Below are 14,340 nucleotides of genomic sequence, written 5' to 3'. Positions count from 1 at the left end.
CGATTCGAGACGAGCTCAGCGCGCGGTCGACTCCCGGCGCACGAGCGTGAACTCCGTCAGCAGCTCTCGCGGCTCGGGCGGCGCATCCCGGTTGTCCATGCGTTCCACGAGCATCTCCACCGCTCGCTTCGCGATCTCGTCGCGGCCCGGCGCGATCGTGGTCAGCGTCGGCAGCGAGTACCGCGTCTCGTCGATGTCGTCGAAGCCGACCACGGCGACATCCTCGGGCATGCGGATGCCCCGCTCGCTCAGCACCCGCATTGCGCCGAGCGCGAGCGAGTCATTGAACCCGACGATGCCGTCGAACTCGATGCCGGACGCCAGCACCTCCCGCATCGCCTCGGCACCGTCGAAGCGATGCCACGTGCCGACCGGCCTCACCAGCTCGTCGCGGAAGGGCAGGCCGGCGGCTTCGAGCGCCTGCCGATACCCCAACGTTCGCAGCGCAGCCGACCCGACCTCCTCGTCCGGGTGAGAGCCGAGCGCGATGATGCGCGTGCATCCCACCTCGATGAGATGCTCCGTCGCGGCGCGCGTGCCCTCCGTGTTGCGCATCGTCACATGGTCAGTGGGACCGTTGAAGATGCGCTCCCCCAGCAGCACCATCGGCACGCGCACGTCAGCCAGCAACGGCGCATCCTCCTCCCCCAGCTCGAGCACGCTGAACAGGATCCCGTCAACGAACTCAGCCCTCGGTCCCTTCAGCGCCGCGATCTCGCTCTCGCGAGAACCGCCGGACTGCTCGATCAGCACCGAGAGATCGTGGGCAGCCGCCGCACGCATCACCGCCTCGGCCAGCTCCGAGAAGTAGGCGTTCCGCAGATCCGGGATGACGAGGCTGATCACGCCAGTGCGCCCGAGACGCAACCCGCGAGCGGCCAGGTTCGGGCGGTACCCGACCTCGGCGATCGCATCCAGCACCCGCTGCTTCGTGTTGTCACGGATGTGCGGATAGTTGTGGATGACGTTCGACACCGTCTTGATCGACACACCCGCCACTCGGGCAACGTCATGGAGGGTCGCAGCCATGGGCGTGGTCGTCTCTCTTCAGGCGGCGCGCTGCAGGTTCCGAGCACAGCGCGCGCCGTTGCAGGGATGCTCGTGCGCGTCACTCTACAACGTTGCAGACGCATCGTTTGCGCGCATCGGCGGGCGCGGCGGGGCGGTCGGCGACTGATATTCGGAGGCAAAGGCGCTGGCGATGCCACGACCAAGTTGCGCCAGCCAAGCGATGACTGCCGGGAAAGCAGGAGCTCGTGTCCAACATCAGTGCAATATCGGGCCAGACGGGCGCCGAACGCCGGAAACGGGCCGATATCGCACTGATGTTGGTCAGGCGAACGCGAGCTGGTGACACCGAAGCGCGGCGGACGCGACGGCTGTGGCGAGAACAGCGATGGCGCCGATATCGGTGGGCGATGGCGGTGGCGCGTGCGACGCCCTAGGCTCGCGTGCCATGCGGATCGTCGTGTCGGGAACCCATGCGAGTGGCAAGAGCACGCTCATCAGCGACTTCGCGGCCGCGCATCCTGAGCACCTCGTGCTGCCGGACCCGTTCGAGGATCTCATCGACGACCGCTTCGATGAACTCGACGCGAACCTGTTCGCACGGCAGCTCGAGATCGCAGCCCGGCGCCTGGCCGAGTTTCCGGCGGGCTCCGAGGTCATCGCCGAGCGCGGGCCTCTCGACTTCCTCGCCTACCTGCACGCGCTCGAGGCGCTTCGCAGGCCCGGGCGGTCGCGCGCGGCCATCGAGCGCGGCGCCGCGCTCACGCGCCAGGCCGCCGAGCAGATCGATCTCGTCGCCCTCGTGCCCCTCGCCTATCGGGACCAGATCGCGGTCGGCGAGGACGAGGACCTCGAACTTCGGGATGCCATGGACGAAGCCCTCCTCGACCTCGCCGCCGAGCCGGAGTTCGTCGGGCGCCGCGTCGTGGAGCTCGCGGGCGACCGGGTCGAGCGTCTCGCCCGACTCGAGGAGGCCGCCGTCCGGTACTCGACACTTGACCAACTTCCGTGATGAAACCTGGGCATCCGAGGCTTCAAGGCTCAGATGTGTCGTCTCGTCACGGAAGTTGGCCAGGCTGCGGCAGTCAGAGGCGGAGGAGGCCCGCCTGCCCTCAGTACTGCTTGCCGGGGATCCAGCTGGTGCCGGCCAGCGGCACGTTGGCCATGGCGGCCGACTCGACGGTCAGCGCGACGAGGTCCTCCGGCTCGAGGTTGCGGATGTGCGACTTGCCGCACGCGCGGGCGATGGTCTGCGCCTCCATGGTCAGCACGCGCAGGTAGTTCGCGAGGCGTCGCCCGCCCTCGACCGGGTTGAGGCGGGAGGCGAGCTCCGGGTCCTGCGTCGAGATGCCGGCCGGGTCGCGCCCGTCTTGGAAGTCGTCGTAGAAGCCCGCGGCCGAGCCGATGTCGGCGTACTCCTGCTGGTAGCGGGGGTCGTTGTCGCCCAGCGCGATGAGCGCGGCCGTGCCGATCGCGACCGCATCGGCGCCGAGCGCCATGGCCTTCGCGACGTCGGCGCCCGTGCGGATGCCGCCGGACACGATGAGCTGCACCTTGCGGTGCATCCCGAGCTCCTGCAGCGCCGCGACGGCCTGCGGAATCGCGGCGAGCGTCGGGATGCCGACGTTCTCGATGAACACCTGCTGCGTTGCAGCGGTGCCGCCCTGCATGCCGTCGAGCACCACCACGTCAGCGCCGGCCTTCACCGCGAGCGCCGTGTCGTAGTAGGGGCGAGATGCGCCGATCTTCACGTAGATCGGCTTCTCCCAGCCGGTGATCTCGCGGAGCTCGGCGATCTTGATCGTCAGGTCGTCCGGGCCCGTCCAGTCGGGGTGACGGCTCGCTGAGCGCTGGTCGATGCCGATGGGCAGGGTGCGCATCCCGGCCACACGCTCGGTGATCTTCTGCCCGAGCAGCATGCCGCCGCCGCCCGGCTTCGCGCCCTGCCCGAGCACGATCTCGATCGCGTCGGCCTTGCGCAGGTCGTCTGGGTTCATGCCGTACCGGGAGGGCAGGTACTGGTAGACGAGGTGCTTCGACTGGCCGCGCTCCTCCGGCGTCATGCCGCCGTCGCCGGTCGTCGTGGAGGTGCCGACCTCGGAGGCGCCTCGCCCGAGGGCCTCTTTCGCGTTGGCTGAGAGGGCGCCGAAGCTCATGCCCGCGATGGTGACGGGAATGTCGAGGTGCAGCGGCTTCGATGCGAAGCGGTCGCCGAGCACGACGTCGGTGCCGCAGCGCTCGCGGTACCCCTCGAGCGGGTAGCGCGACATGGATGCGCCGAGGAACAGCAGGTCGTCGAAGTGCGGCAGCTGCCGCTTCGCACCCCACCCGCGGATGTCGTAGATGCCGGTGCGGGCGGCGCGCTGGATGTCGGAGATCGTCGCGCGGTCGAAGGTCGCCGACTCGCGGAGGCCGAGCTCGGCGAGCTGCGCGGGCGACTGGGTGGCCGTTGCGGTGGCCGTGGATGTGGGCTGTTCGATGAGCGTCATGGCTGGCTCTCTCTGCTCGGCCTAGTAGGCGTTGTCGACGTTGAAGTGGTAGAGCTTGCGGGCCGAGCCGTAGCGCTTGAAGGCCGCCGGGTCGTCGTCGCGGCCGGCGGCGAGCAGCAGCTCGGCGAGTTCCGCGAGGTGCTCGTCGCGCATGGGCTTCTCGATGCAGTCGGCGCCGAGCGATTCGACGGTGCCCTGCACGTAGATGCGCGTCTCGTAGATGGAGTCGCCGAGCGCTTCCCCCGCGTCGCCGCACACGACGAGGCGTCCGGCCTGCGCCATGAACGCCGACATGTGGCCGATGCTGCCGCCCACGACGATGTCCACGCCCTTCATGGAGATGCCGCAGCGGGCCCCCGCGTTGCCGTCGATGACGACGAGACCGCCGTGGCCGGTGGCGGCCGCCGACTGGGAGGCGTCACCCGTGACGTGCACGGTGCCGCTCATGATGTTCTCGGCGAGCCCGACGCCGGCGTTGCCGTTGATCGTGACCGAGCCCTGCTGGTGCATCCCGGCGGCGTAGTAGCCGACGTGCCCGTCGATCGTGACGTCGATGGCGGAGGTGATGCCGACCGCGACGTTGTGCTTCCCGGCGGGGTGCTGGATGCTCCACCTGGTTCCGCCTTCGGCCGTCTGCACCGCCGCGTTCACGACTCGCACATCCTGGCCCGCGAGGTCGATGGTGGTGGTAGCGGCTGCCGCCGGAGACGTGACGGGGGCCGGTGCGACCGCTGGGGCTGCCGCGTACTGGGTGCTGTCTAGAGTGACCACGTGTAGACCTTTCCGGGGACTGGTTCGAAGATGTCGGCCGATTCGATGCCGGGGAGCTGCGCGAGGGCGCGGTATTCGGAGGCCATGGCCACGTAGTCGTCGGTGACGGCGACGATGGCGGGCTTGCAGGCGATGGGGTCGCGCACGATGGCCATGCTGTCGGCGGTCGTGACGACAAGCGTGTAGAAGCCGTCGAAGACCTCGCCGAGGTTGATGAGCGCCTCCTCGAGGGTGTCACCCTGCTCCAGGCGGGAGGCGATATAGCGCGCCCCGACCTCGGTGTCGTTCTCGGAGTCGAACTGCACGCCAGTGCGCTTCAGCTCGCGGCGGATGGACGCGTGGTTCGAGAACGAGCCGTTGTGCACAAGGCACAGGTCGTCTGCGACGGCGAACGGATGCGTACCGCCGGCAGTCACGGCCGACTCGGTGGCCATACGGGTGTGCGAGACGCCCTGGCTGCCTGACATCGACTCGAGGCCATGGTTGGAGGCGACATCCATGGGGTTGCCGACGCTCTTCATGACGGCGAGGTGGCCGCCGCGGCCGATGATCGTGGCGGTCGGGAGGGCCGCGCTGACCGCATCCGCGAGGAGGCTCGTCGACAGCTCCCCGCTGACGAGCGTCGTGTCCCCGACGACCGAGACCTTGGGGGCGGCGCCCGCAGGCAGGGTGCGCTCGAGCTCGGCCGTCAGCTCTTCTGCGGTGAGCAGCTGCGTGCCCCCGAGCAGGCTGAGGGTCGACGCCGCACTGCCGGTGAGGTCTGGGTTGTCGTAGACGGCGAGGCCGGCGGAGTCGGGTCCGCGGTCGACCATCTCGCAGAGCATGGTCGAGAGCAGGTCGCCCATCTGCGGCCTGAGCTGGGGGTTGCGCAACTGCAGCGCGGCGATTCCACACACGGGCGTGGTCCTTTCGAGGTTGAGCTGGTTGTTCTTCAGAGAGCGAGGGGCTAGAAGGCGGTGAGGTAGGTGTCGAGTTCCCAGTCGCTGACCTGTGCGTGCCAGGTGAGGAACTCGGTCTCCTTGGCGTCGGCGAAGTAACGGCCGGTGGCTTCGTCGCCGCTGAGGCTGGCGAGGAGTACGGGGTCGCGGCGCAGCGCTTCGACGGCGTGGAGGAGCGTTGCGGGGAGCACGGCCGCGCCCTCCGGCGCCTGCCCAGGCCCTGACGGGTTGCCCGGGTCGATGCTGTTGTCGATGCCGTCGATGCCCGCCATGATGGCCGTCGCGACCGCGAGGTAGGGGTTGGCGGCGCCGTCACCAGAACGGAGCTCGACGCGCTTGTTGTCCGGCACGCGCACCATGTGCGTGCGGTCGTTGCCGCCGTACGACGCCTTGCGCGGCGACCAGGTCGCCCCGGAGCTGGAGGTGGCCGTGCCGATGCGCTTGTACGAGTTCACCGAGGGGGCGAGGAACGCCTGCAGCGCGGGGGCGTGCTCGAGGAGGCCGGCCACGAAGCCGTACGCGACGGGCGAGAGGCCGAGGCCGCGCGCATCCGCTTCGCTGTCGGTGCCCGTCGTCGCGGGGAAGAGCGGCTCGTCCTGCTCGCTCCAGAGGGAGAGGTGCAGGTGGAGGCCCGTGCCCGTGCGGTTGGTGAAGGGCTTGGGCATGAACGTGGCCGTCATGCCCCGCTCCTCGGCGAGCACGTTGAGGATGTAGCGGAGCGTGATGACCCGGTCGGCCGTCGTGAGCGCGTCGGCGTAGTCGAAGTTCTGCTCGAACTGCCCGGCGCCGTCCTCGTGGTCGTTGGCATAGTTGCCCCAGCCGAGCGAGTTGATGGCGGTCGAGACGGATGCGAGGTGGTCGTACATCCGCGTCACGCCTCGGGCGTCGTAGCAGGGGCGCGGACCGTTGTCCCGCTTGTCCGCCGGGGCGAGGGTGCCGTCTTCTGCACGGTCGACGAGGAAGTACTCGACCTCGGCGCCGACCTTGGCCGTCATGCCGCGTGTGGCGAGCTCGGCGATGGCGCGCTTCAGGATGTTCCGGGGCGCGTACGGCCACGGCTTGCCGTCGACGTGCGGGTCGCAGTGCACGAGCGCGAGCCCCTCGCGAACGAACGGCAGCGGCGTGAACGAGTCGAGGTCGGGGATCGCGATGAGGTCGGGGTCGTGCTGCTCCTGGCCGATGAGGCCGGCGGCGAAGCCCGCGAACCCGAGGGCGCCCGCTTCGAGCTCGTCGGCCGCCGAGGTCGGCACGAGCTTCGCGCACGGCTTCCCGTTGAGGTCGACGAAGGTGGCGAGGATGAAGTGCACGCCGTGCGCCTGCGCCAGGTCGCGGAGCGTGATGCGGTCGCCAGCCGCGAGGCTGTCCCCGCCTGGTGGGGTGGCCTCGACCAGCTTGGGGGCTAGTTGCGTCATGGTCGTCTCCCGCATGTTGTCGATGTTACCTGACATGAAACCTTGTTCGCCAATAGTAGACATGCGGATGTTTCCAGAGCGTTCGCCCCTGTAAACACTGGGTTACGGCGGTGGCACGGCGCGGGCGGCGGCGGCGCGCGCAGACATTGCCCTTGCGCACCCGGGCGCGCCGAAAGGCAGGCACAACCCCCAGGTCTGGCGAAGCCACATCCGCAGACCTCGCAGTTGCACATCCCCGCGCGTACCTTCACCTGCACAACCCCCAGGTCTGGCGTCGGGTGGCGAGAGCCAGCAAGCCGGGCACTGCGTAACGGGTACTCGCAGGAACTCCCTCGATGTCGGTGGTCCGCCATACGCTCCTGGCATGGAGTACACGAACCTCGGCCGAACCGGCCTCCGCGTCAGTCGCCTCGCCCTCGGCTGCATGAGCTTCGGCGACCCGAATCGCGGCCTGCACAGCTGGACCCTCGATGACGACGCGGCGGCGCCGCTGCTCCGCCAGGCGGTGGAGCTCGGCATCACCTTCTGGGACACCGCGAACGTCTACCAGCAGGGCACCAGCGAGGAGATCATCGGCCGCGCGATGCGCCGCTTCAGCCGACGCGAGGACATCGTGCTCGCGACCAAGGTCTCCGGCAAGATGCACGACGGCCCCGGCGGCTCGGGCCTCTCCCGGAAGGCCATCCTCGAGCAGGCGAACGCCTCTCTCGAGCGGCTCGGCACCGACCACGTCGACGTGCTGTACATCCACCGGTTCGACGACGCGACCCCGGTCGAGGAGACGATGCAGACGCTCGACGACCTCGTACGCGCGGGCAAGGTGCGCTACCTCGGCGCATCGTCGATGTACGCGTGGCAGTTCGCGAAGCTGCAGCAGGCGGCGGCCGTCGGCGGATGGACGCCCTTCGTCGCCATGCAGGACCAGTACAACCTGCTGAAGCGCGAGGAGGAGCGGGAGATGATCCCCATGTGCGCCGACATGGGCGTCGGCCTCGTGCCCTACTCGCCGAACGGCAAGGGGCGCCTGACCCGCCCGCGCGGCCAATCGTCGTCACGCGCCGAGGTCGACGCCGTCGCGAAGGCGTTCGACGCCGACGCCGATGGCCCGATCATCGATGTCGTCGAGCAGATCGCCGCAGAACGCGACGTGCCGATGGCTCGGGTCGCGCTCGCCTGGGTGCTGCGCAACCCGACGGTGGCGGCACCGATCGTGGGCGCGACGAAGGCCAGGCACCTCGACGACGCCGTCGCCGCGCTCGAGCTGACGCTCACCGATGACGAGGTGGCGCGGCTCGAGGCGCCCTACGTCACCCAGCCTCCGTTCTGGTGGTGACGGCGCGGCTCGGCGTAAACACTGGGTTACGAGCGATCGCCGGGAGGTTTCGCACCGCCCGCCGCAGCTCCTCGTCGCGATGGAATGGCCACACCTGCCCATCCACGAAAGGCGCCCCATGCCAGCTGCACCGCTCTTCGACCTGTCCGATACCCGCGTCGTCATCACGGGCGGCACGAAGGGCATCGGCTTCGGCATCGCCAGCGTGTTCGTGCAGGCGGGCGCGCGCGTTGCCGTCGCTGGCCGCTCTCAGACGGGAGTGGATGCGGCCGTCGCCTCGCTCGAGGAGCTTGCGGGGCCGGAGGAACCAGGACGCGTGGTCGGCTTCACGGTCGACGTCGCCGACCCGGAGTCGTGCCGCACCCTGGCCGCATCCGCCTCCAACCTGCTCGGCGGTATCGATGTGCTGTGCGCCAACGCTGGCATCTTCCCGCAGGCCGAGCTCGCCACGATGACGCCGGCACAGCTCGACGAGGTGCTCGACACGAACGTGAAGGGAACGATCTACGCCGTCCAGGCGTGCCTGCCCGCCTTGCAGGAATCGGGGCGAGGCCGGGTCGTCATGACCTCATCCATCACGGGCCCGATCACCGGCTACCCGGGATGGTCGCACTACGGCGCGTCCAAAGCGGCCCAGCTGGGCTTCATGCGCACGGCGGCGATCGAGCTCGCCAAGCACGCGATCACCGTCAACGCCGTGCTGCCAGGCAACGTCGAGTCGGCTGGACTCGAGGAGATGGGCGAGCAGTACCTCGCGTCGATGACGTCGGCCGTGCCGCTGCGGAGACTCGGCCGCGCGGAGGAGATCGGCTTCGCGGCGGCGTTCCTCGCAAGCAGCGAAGCCGCATTCATCACCGGTCAGACGATCGTCGTCGATGGCGGACAGACGCTCCCCGAATCACCCGACGCCGTCGCCTGATCCGCAGCACCGCCCTCAGACAACCCTATGCCCACTCCCAGGAATAGCTAGCTAGCCTAACTATCCGGCCAACCACTTCGAACCGAGGAACCCCATGAGCCTGCTCGAGATCCCCCGACCGTCGACACCCCAGTCGGCAGTGGAGGCGACCCCTCGCCAACTGCGCTGGCTCTCACCCGCCAACGGCCTCTGGGTGGCCATGCGCGAGACCCCGACCGGTGACGACTTCGCCGGGTTCGTCGAGCTCGTGCAAGGAGAGTTCCGCGCCCACGACGGCCAGGGCACCTTCCTCGGCGCGTTCGAATCGCGCGAGTCCGGGCGCGACGCGATCGAGGGCGCAGCCCGCTGACGATCTGGGTTCCAGACTGCGGGTCGAAACCGACCGACTGGTAAAGTTGGCGGGACCAGACACCAACGACCAGCGACTCCCCCGTCGCCGGCCGTCACGCGCCAGGGCAGAGCCCGCGCGAAGCGGTCCGCCTGGGATGCCGCTGGCCTACCGCGAGATTGGATCCCATCCCGCATGCCTCTCCTCACCATCCTCATCGGTGCCCTCCTCGTCGTGACGGGTGCCGTCGCGTACTTCGTCAGCGACACCGGCAGCCTCACGGCCCTCATCCCAGCAGCAGTCGGCGTCCTGCTCGTGATCGCAGGCCTCATCGCCCGCAACCCCAAGCTCCGCAAGCACGCCATCCACGGCGCGCTCGCCGTAGCACTGCTGGGCGCCCTCGGCTCGCTCATGAACGTCGCTCAGCTCGGCGACCTCTTCGCCGGCACGGCCGAGCGCCCGGGCGCGATCATCAGCAGCACGATCATGCTGGTCCTGCTCGTCGCGCTCATCACGGCCGGCGTGCGCTCGTTCATCGCCGCCCGCCGCGGCCGCCAGGCGCCCGCGGTCACGCAGAACTAGTCAGCTGTTCTCCGCCCCAGGCTCTCCTGGAAGCGGATGAGATAACCGTCGGGGTCCGTCACGAGACATTGACGGACCCCGATGTCGTCCTCGCCGACCCGGTACCACTTCGTCTCCGGCGGCATGAAGAGCTCGCGGCCAGACTCCAGGATGGCGCCGGCGATCACATCCGCGTCCGGCACGGCGATCTGGAAGTTGATACCCCTGCCAAGCGGGACCTCAAGCGGGCCGGTCACCCAGTTGCGTCCGACGCCGCGCTGCTCGAGCATGAGGTGCGCCGTGCCGAGCGTGAGGTACGCGAACCCCTCTTCCGGCCGGTCGTACTTGACCGTGAAACCACAGACACCGACCCAGAAGTCCAGGCTCCGGCGCACGTCGGTGACCAGCAGTTCCGGCACAAGGGCCGGCGTGAAATCAGGACTCATGCCTGCATCGTCGCACGTTGATCCGAACACGCCCGCGCACAGAACTTCGCACTACACGTGGGCCGCCCGCACACGCTGACCGGCCACAGGCAAGCTAGGCTTATATCCCTATTAGGGTTTACGACCCTCGACTATGGGGTTCGCTCGACGCGACTCGCCCTCGAATGGCTGCGCGAACTGGAGACAACCGAGGCGGGATCATGAGCGCGCTCTTCGCTGTCATCGCCACGGCGGTGCTCGCGGGCATCGCCGTCGTGCAAGTGCTCGGTGCCCTGGGCACGCCGGTTGGCCACCTCCTGTGGGGCGGTCAGCACGAGACTCTCCCCAAGAACCTCCGCATCGGCAGTGCACTTTCCGTGCTGCTCTACGCGGCGTTCGCGGTGTTGCTGCTCAGCAGAGCAGGTGCCCTCCCTGGCGGCAACTCGACGTTTGCGGTCGTGTCCACCTGGGTGCTGTTCGGCTACTTCGTCATCGGCATCGTCATGAACGGCATCTCTCGAAGTCGCGCCGAGCGGGCCACGATGACGCCGGCCTGCGTGGTCCTCGCAGCATTGACGCTCGCCGTCGCCCTCGAACTCTGAGGCAGAGCCTCACCCCGCTGTGCTCTGTCCAACTTCCGTGACGAAACCGCGCTCCGGTGCGCGCAAACGCCCGGAGAAGCGCATCCATCCCGGAAGTTAGCCAAGGAAGCTGACGGGGATACCCCGACGAAGACGCAGGGCGCCCCCGAGCCGATCGGCGTCACAGGCGACAGGCCCTAGCCGCGCGTGAGCACCCGCAGCCCGGCGAGGGCGCAGTCGCTGCTCGCGTAGCCCTCAAGAGCGCGCACCGAGTCGCCCGGAGCGAGCCGCGCCTCGGTCGACGCGAGCACCCGCTGGGACGCGTTCACGACGCTCACGTCGCCGAACTCGCGCAGCGCGGGAAGCAGCTCCCGCTCGACGTCGTCGACGAGGAGGTCCATGGCGACGACCCCCAGGAAACGCTTCCCGTGCCACACGGGCAGGCTGACCGTGAGCGTGTACTCGTCGCTGCAGAGGTAGTCGACATGCGGGCCTGCGACGTGCCCCTCGCCAGTCTCGTGCGGCACCCGGAACCACTCGAAGCCGCTGTAGTCGATGTGTTCTCGGCTCGGGCTCTGCGCCGCGAGCCGCAGCTGCGAGCGCATGGGCCCCTGCCACCAGGACAAGTGGCCGCGCGACGGACCCCTGAGGTCGAGGGATGCAACAAATCCGGCCCCGAAAGCGACGGACGAGGTGCGTTGAAAGACCGCGAGCGCAAGCGGCTCGACAAGCTCGTCGAGGTGCCGGTCGGTGAGCTCACCCCGAGCCTCGAGATCGCCGAGCACAGAGCCGAGGTCGGCACTCACCGAGGCGAGCACAGCGAGGGTCGCCTTGAAGTACTCATCGAGGATCGGCGCGGGCCCGTGTCGCACCGCAGTGGCGTCGATCGTCATGGAGGCGCTCCTCTGCATCGGTGATGGCCGATGTTACACAGCCGAGCGCTGCTTGCACAGAGGTGGCGTTGCGGACACCCTCCCGGGAGAGCGCGGCGCACCTATCCTCACCACGACAGCGGTGGCATCCGCCCGTTCAGGAGCACCCGCAGGGCAGCGTGCACTTCGAGGGCCTGGCCGCGGAGATCGTCAGGGGCGACGTCCTGCACCGCCAGGTTGCACACGCCATTGATCTCCCCCTCGCTGACCCCCTCGGGCAGGCACAGCATCCACTGCACCGCCCGGGGCGGCTCGGAGACTCCCGCTTCCGCGAGGTACTCGACCATGTCGTCGTGGATCTCTGTGATGACGGCCTCGCTCGCCGACATGTCGGCAGGTCCACCGACGCGTTGTCCACCACCGAAAGTCGCGACGACCGGTTCGTACCGTGCAGCCTCCTGGTACACCCAACTCGGGCCGGCAAGGAATGCGATGAGCGCGAGCCACCCGTTCGGCTCGAGACGCATGAGCTGTGCGGTCTGCGGCGGATCCTGCGGGAAGTCACCCCACGACCACGTAGGAAGTCCCGCGAGCGCGGCGGCGCGCACTTCGTTGTCATTGATCGGCATCTCTTGGCCCCCCAGCCATCATTCCCCCTGTTCTCAACCGATTCGCACGATTGAGAGACCTACTGCTCGAGCAGCGACCTGCGCTTCAGCTCGAGCCGTGCCACGACGTCGACCATCGTCGAGCGCAGCGCTTCGCGCGCACCGACAACATCACCCCGCTCGACCTCGTCGACAAGCCTCAGTATCTCGCCTCGCTGTACCTCGCGCTCTGCGTTATCCACAGCAAGAAGCCCGAGCAACGGCGAAACCTCCGATTGCACCCGCATCTGCTCCTTCGTGAGCCTCACCGACTGCCCGAGTGCGCACAGCTCGACGACCACGTCGTCTGCGACGTGGCGCCACTGAGCCGGCGTTGCCTGACTCTCCTGGCCGTCCGGGCCCTGCGCGAGCCGCCCACCGAACGCCGTGAGCCTGGAACGGATCGCATCGACTTCGCTTGGTGCAGCACGGGATGCGGCGAGTTCCAGGCAGCCTGCCGTGACCGCGAAGTAGTGCGCGGCGAGGTCGCGCAGGGCGGTGCGCGAGATGGAGGCGAGCTCGTCAGCGGCGTGTGAAGCGGGGTCGGCGCCTGCGGTGACGAAGCTGCCACCTCCGCGTCCGCGTTTCGTCGTGACGAGGCCCCGCTGCCGAAGCAGGACAAGCGCCTCACGGACGGTGACCGGCGAGACTCCAAGCGACTTCGCGAGTTCACTCTCAGGCGGGAGCCGTTCTCCCGCCTGCAGCACGCCGCGGTTGATGGCGACGCTCAGGCGCCGCTCGACCAGGGCCGCCTTGCCCTCGTCAGCGACCGCTTGGAAGACGGCATTGCGCAGGCGCGACGGCACCCCAGCTTCGGGTTCTGTCTGAGGGATCTGCGGCACCTCGCCATTGTGGCGCATCCGCACTGTTACAACTTGGACACGAGCTTGAAATATGACTTCTGGAACTATATGTTTGCGCTTAATCCGCAGACAGCGCCGTTCCAAGGAGGCCCACTTGTCGACCACCGACACACGCGAAGGCGTGACCAACCAGCCAGCCCAGGCACCCGCAGGCGTCACCCTGACGGGCGTCAGCAAGAGGTTCGGCGACTTCACCGCCGTCGAATCGCTCGACCTGCAGGTCCGCTCCGGCGAGTTCTTCTCGATGCTCGGCCCATCCGGCTCCGGCAAGACCACCGTGCTGCGCATGATCGCCGGATTCGAACAGCCGACAGCGGGCACCATCAGTCTCGGCGGCACCGACGTCACCAACGTGCCGCCGTTCAGCCGCGAGGTGAACACCGTCTTCCAGGACTACGCCCTCTTCCCGCACATGACCGTCGCCCAGAACGTGGCCTACGGCCTCCGCGTGCGCCGAGCGAGCAAGGCAGAGCGCGCCGAGCGGGTACAGCAGGCCCTCGAGCAGGTGCAGCTCGCGCACCTCGCCGATCGAAAGCCCAGCCAGCTCTCCGGCGGGCAGCGCCAACGCATCGCCCTCGCGCGCGCCCTCATCCTGAAGCCCCGCGTGCTCCTCCTCGATGAGCCCCTGGGCGCCCTCGACAAGCAGCTGCGCGAGCAGATGCAGATCGAGCTCAAGCAGATCCAACGCGAGATCGGCATCACCTTCATCTTCGTCACGCACGACCAAGAGGAGGCGCTGACCCTCAGCGACCGCATCGCCGTCTTCAACAAGGGCCGCATCGAGCAGATCGGCACCCCCATCGAGGTGTACGACTCCCCCGCGACCCCGTTCGTCGCCGGGTTCCTCGGCGTCTCCAACCTCCTCGAAGCGGATGCGGCCAAGTCGGCCACCGGAATCGACGGGCTCGTCAGCATCCGCCCGGAACGCATCACGCTGCACGCCATCGACGAGGCCGTCTCGCCCGGCCTGCACGGGGCCGTCGGAGTCATCGAAGAAGTCGTCTACACGGGCCCGAGCACCCGGTTCATCATCCGCACCGACACGGATGTGCGCCTCATCTCTGAAATGCACAACACCGAGACGAGCACCACGGGCCGCGGTTTCGCGCGCGGCTCCACGGTACGGGCGACCTGGCACGAAGAGCACGTCGCCGTCATCTCCTGACCCGTCTTCCCAGTTCTCTCCACCCGCT

Annotated in this window: 16 protein-coding genes; 7 read left to right on the top strand and 9 right to left on the bottom strand. The window is 68.5% G+C overall.

The features are described from left to right. Positions 1-15: 15 nt before the first annotated feature. Positions 16-1,029 (bottom strand): LacI family DNA-binding transcriptional regulator, encoded by a 1,014-nt coding sequence (locus HDC34_RS03140; protein ID WP_179555813.1) that lies wholly within the window; start codon positions 1,027-1,029, stop codon positions 16-18. Between the two features lie 427 nt (positions 1,030-1,456). Here HDC34_RS03140 and HDC34_RS03135 point away from each other — a divergent pair, with 427 nt between their 5' ends. Continuing rightward, the gene (locus HDC34_RS03135) at positions 1,457-2,020 is read left to right on the top strand and encodes an AAA family ATPase (protein WP_179555812.1); all 564 of its coding nucleotides are present in this window, start codon (positions 1,457-1,459) and stop codon (positions 2,018-2,020) included. Positions 2,021-2,120: 100 nt separating this feature from the next. On the opposite strand, the gene HDC34_RS03130 is transcribed toward HDC34_RS03135, so the two are convergent. The 4 genes from HDC34_RS03130 to glnT are packed head-to-tail and all read right to left on the bottom strand — an operon-like array spanning position 2,121 to position 6,654. Next, on the bottom strand, positions 2,121-3,497 hold the full coding sequence (locus tag HDC34_RS03130) for an FMN-binding glutamate synthase family protein (protein WP_218854872.1): 1,377 nt from the start codon (positions 3,495-3,497) through the stop codon (positions 2,121-2,123). Between the two features lie 21 nt (positions 3,498-3,518). Then, complete coding sequence (locus HDC34_RS03125; RefSeq protein WP_179555811.1) at positions 3,519-4,268, bottom strand: protein glxC; 750 nt, start codon at positions 4,266-4,268, stop codon at positions 3,519-3,521. Next, positions 4,256-5,164: a glutamine amidotransferase gene (locus tag HDC34_RS03120; RefSeq protein ID WP_179555810.1), complete on the bottom strand. Its 909-nt coding sequence runs from the start codon at positions 5,162-5,164 to the stop codon at positions 4,256-4,258. The genes HDC34_RS03125 and HDC34_RS03120 overlap by 13 nt, the downstream gene beginning before the upstream one ends. 50 nt (positions 5,165-5,214) lie before the next feature. After that, positions 5,215-6,654 carry a type III glutamate--ammonia ligase gene (glnT, locus tag HDC34_RS03115; RefSeq protein WP_257023063.1) on the bottom strand — a complete coding sequence of 480 codons (1,440 nt, stop codon included), beginning with the start codon at positions 6,652-6,654 and terminating at the stop codon, positions 5,215-5,217. A 328-nt stretch (positions 6,655-6,982) separates the two neighbouring features. On the opposite strand from glnT, the gene HDC34_RS03110 reads away from it, so the two are divergent. The 4 genes from HDC34_RS03110 (at position 6,983) to HDC34_RS03095 (ending at position 9,780) form a co-directional block, all read left to right on the top strand. After that, the gene (locus HDC34_RS03110; protein WP_179555809.1) at positions 6,983-7,951 is read left to right on the top strand and encodes an aldo/keto reductase; all 969 of its coding nucleotides are present in this window, start codon (positions 6,983-6,985) and stop codon (positions 7,949-7,951) included. A gap of 118 nt (positions 7,952-8,069) precedes the next feature. Then, positions 8,070-8,870: a 3-oxoacyl-ACP reductase FabG gene (fabG, locus tag HDC34_RS03105; protein WP_179555808.1), complete on the top strand. Its 801-nt coding sequence runs from the start codon at positions 8,070-8,072 to the stop codon at positions 8,868-8,870. A gap of 94 nt (positions 8,871-8,964) precedes the next feature. Beyond that, positions 8,965-9,219: a hypothetical protein gene (locus HDC34_RS03100; RefSeq protein ID WP_179555807.1), complete on the top strand. Its 255-nt coding sequence runs from the start codon at positions 8,965-8,967 to the stop codon at positions 9,217-9,219. Positions 9,220-9,393: 174 nt separating this feature from the next. Next, positions 9,394-9,780: a hypothetical protein gene (locus HDC34_RS03095; protein ID WP_179555806.1), complete on the top strand. Its 387-nt coding sequence runs from the start codon at positions 9,394-9,396 to the stop codon at positions 9,778-9,780. Here the strand turns inward: HDC34_RS03095 and HDC34_RS03090 are convergent. Further along, a complete protein-coding gene (locus HDC34_RS03090) occupies positions 9,777-10,205 on the bottom strand; it encodes a VOC family protein (RefSeq protein ID WP_179555805.1) in 429 nt (142 codons plus the stop codon). The genes HDC34_RS03095 and HDC34_RS03090 overlap by 4 nt on opposite strands. 200 nt (positions 10,206-10,405) lie before the next feature. Between HDC34_RS03090 and HDC34_RS03085 the strand changes: the two genes are divergently transcribed. Continuing rightward, positions 10,406-10,786 (top strand): hypothetical protein, encoded by a 381-nt coding sequence (locus HDC34_RS03085; RefSeq protein WP_179555804.1) that lies wholly within the window; start codon positions 10,406-10,408, stop codon positions 10,784-10,786. A 176-nt stretch (positions 10,787-10,962) separates the two neighbouring features. Here HDC34_RS03085 and HDC34_RS03080 read toward each other — a convergent pair whose 3' ends face one another. The 3 genes from HDC34_RS03080 to HDC34_RS03070 all read right to left on the bottom strand — a co-directional run bounded on the left by HDC34_RS03080 (position 10,963) and on the right by HDC34_RS03070 (position 13,126). Beyond that, the gene (locus HDC34_RS03080) at positions 10,963-11,658 is read right to left on the bottom strand and encodes a cache domain-containing protein (RefSeq protein ID WP_179555803.1); all 696 of its coding nucleotides are present in this window, start codon (positions 11,656-11,658) and stop codon (positions 10,963-10,965) included. A 107-nt stretch (positions 11,659-11,765) separates the two neighbouring features. Next, on the bottom strand, positions 11,766-12,266 hold the full coding sequence (locus tag HDC34_RS03075) for a DUF5956 family protein (protein ID WP_179555802.1): 501 nt from the start codon (positions 12,264-12,266) through the stop codon (positions 11,766-11,768). Positions 12,267-12,325: 59 nt separating this feature from the next. Further along, the gene (locus HDC34_RS03070; RefSeq protein ID WP_308807247.1) at positions 12,326-13,126 is read right to left on the bottom strand and encodes a GntR family transcriptional regulator; all 801 of its coding nucleotides are present in this window, start codon (positions 13,124-13,126) and stop codon (positions 12,326-12,328) included. A 115-nt stretch (positions 13,127-13,241) separates the two neighbouring features. Here HDC34_RS03070 and HDC34_RS03065 point away from each other — a divergent pair, with 115 nt between their 5' ends. Further along, complete coding sequence (locus tag HDC34_RS03065; protein ID WP_257023062.1) at positions 13,242-14,312, top strand: ABC transporter ATP-binding protein; 1,071 nt, start codon at positions 13,242-13,244, stop codon at positions 14,310-14,312. Positions 14,313-14,340 lie beyond the last annotated feature (28 nt).

Origin of the sequence: Pseudoclavibacter sp. JAI123 (assembly GCF_013409665.1) — a bacterium.
Lineage (GTDB): Bacteria > Actinomycetota > Actinomycetes > Actinomycetales > Microbacteriaceae > Pseudoclavibacter.
Note: the sequence above shows the minus strand (reverse complement) of the source record. Positions and strands in the feature narration are given on the sequence as shown.

Bases quoted from the DNA above. Each gene is read 5' to 3' on its own strand.
- HDC34_RS03140 (WP_179555813.1), bottom strand. From the start codon at position 1,029: ATGGCTGCGACCCTCCATGACGTTGCCCGAGTGGCGGGTGTGTCGATC.
- HDC34_RS03135 (WP_179555812.1), top strand. From the start codon at position 1,457: ATGCGGATCGTCGTGTCGGGAACCCATGCGAGTGGCAAGAGCACGCTC.
- HDC34_RS03130 (WP_218854872.1), bottom strand. From the start codon at position 3,497: ATGACGCTCATCGAACAGCCCACATCCACGGCCACCGCAACGGCCACC.
- glnT (WP_257023063.1), bottom strand. From the start codon at position 6,654: ATGTCAGGTAACATCGACAACATGCGGGAGACGACCATGACGCAACTA.
- HDC34_RS03110 (WP_179555809.1), top strand. From the start codon at position 6,983: ATGGAGTACACGAACCTCGGCCGAACCGGCCTCCGCGTCAGTCGCCTC.
- fabG (WP_179555808.1), top strand. From the start codon at position 8,070: ATGCCAGCTGCACCGCTCTTCGACCTGTCCGATACCCGCGTCGTCATC.
- HDC34_RS03100 (WP_179555807.1), top strand. From the start codon at position 8,965: ATGAGCCTGCTCGAGATCCCCCGACCGTCGACACCCCAGTCGGCAGTG.
- HDC34_RS03095 (WP_179555806.1), top strand. From the start codon at position 9,394: ATGCCTCTCCTCACCATCCTCATCGGTGCCCTCCTCGTCGTGACGGGT.
- HDC34_RS03090 (WP_179555805.1), bottom strand. From the start codon at position 10,205: ATGAGTCCTGATTTCACGCCGGCCCTTGTGCCGGAACTGCTGGTCACC.
- HDC34_RS03085 (WP_179555804.1), top strand. From the start codon at position 10,406: ATGAGCGCGCTCTTCGCTGTCATCGCCACGGCGGTGCTCGCGGGCATC.
- HDC34_RS03080 (WP_179555803.1), bottom strand. From the start codon at position 11,658: ATGACGATCGACGCCACTGCGGTGCGACACGGGCCCGCGCCGATCCTC.
- HDC34_RS03075 (WP_179555802.1), bottom strand. From the start codon at position 12,266: ATGCCGATCAATGACAACGAAGTGCGCGCCGCCGCGCTCGCGGGACTT.